This window comes from Plantactinospora solaniradicis (assembly GCF_042658085.1).
Classification (GTDB): Bacteria; Actinomycetota; Actinomycetes; order Mycobacteriales; family Micromonosporaceae; genus Plantactinospora; species Plantactinospora solaniradicis.
Genome location: NZ_JBHSPR010000093.1, coordinates 1 through 1,107 on the forward strand (window position 1 = coordinate 1; position 1,107 = coordinate 1,107).

Sequence of the window (1,107 nt, forward strand, 5' to 3'; positions counted from 1 at the left end):
CGCGACCGCCCCCAGCAACACCATCAAATGCCCGACCAACCGCCGCACCGTCGACTCGTCGAACAGCGCGGTCGCATACTCCACCCCACCAACCAAGCCCCCGTCACGCTCACCCACCGACAACGCCACATCGAACACCGACGACACCCGAGGGATCCCGTCCACATCACCGCCGAACAATCCACCAACCAGCCCACTGGGCGATCCGTCCTCGGTGACGTAGTTGAACAGCACCTGGAACAGCGGTGTGCGGGACCGGTCCCGGACCACACCCAGCTCGTCGACGAGCTGCTCGAACGGCACATCCTGATGCGCGTACGCCGCCAGGGTCTCCGCCCGCACCCGGCCCAGCAGTTCGGTGAACGTCGGATCGCCGGACAGGTCGGTGCGCATGACGAGGGTGTTGACGAAGAACCCGATCAGAGTCTCGATCTCGGCCCGGTTCCGGTTCGCGATCGGCGTACCGACGACGATGTCGTCCTGACCCGAGTACCGGCCCAGCAGGACGTTGAACGCGGCGAACACCGTCATGAACATCGACACGCCAGCGTCCCGGGACAGCACCCGCAGACCGTCGACCACCTCGGCCGGCACCACGAACTTGAGCACCGCACCAGCACTGGACCGCTGCGCCGGCCGCGGCCGATCGGTCGGCAACTCCAGCGTCGACACACCATCGAGACGGTCTCGCCAGTAGTCGAGCTGATCGTCGAGGACGTCACCGGTCAGCCACTGCCGCTGCCACACCGCGAAATCGGCGTACTGCACCGGCAACACCGGCAAAGCGGGCTGCCCACCGTCGCGCGCTGCGGCATACAACACGTCCAACTCACGACGCAGGATCCCGGCCGACCACTCGTCACCCACCACGTGGTGCATCGCCAACGCCAACACATGCTCATCCGCGGCCACCCGCAGCAGGCTCGCCCGGAACAACGGCCCGGCCGCCAGATCGAACGGCACCACCGCATCGGTGGCCAGCCAGGCTCGTGCGGCAGCGATCGGATCGTCCTCGGTAGACAGGTCGATCAACGGCAGGTCGAACGGCGCCGGCGGGTCGACCACCTGCCACGGCACCCCGTCAGCATCGGCGACCAGCCGGGTCCG

The 1,107-nt window shown here is 67.6% G+C and carries 1 protein-coding gene; it reads right to left on the bottom strand.

Features of this window, described 5'->3' with window-relative positions:
* The coding region (locus ACFP2T_RS45825) for a condensation domain-containing protein (protein WP_377433789.1) at nucleotides 1-1,098 on the bottom strand (1,098 nt) is incomplete at its 3' end.
* Between the last annotated feature and the right edge of the window lie 9 nt (nucleotides 1,099-1,107).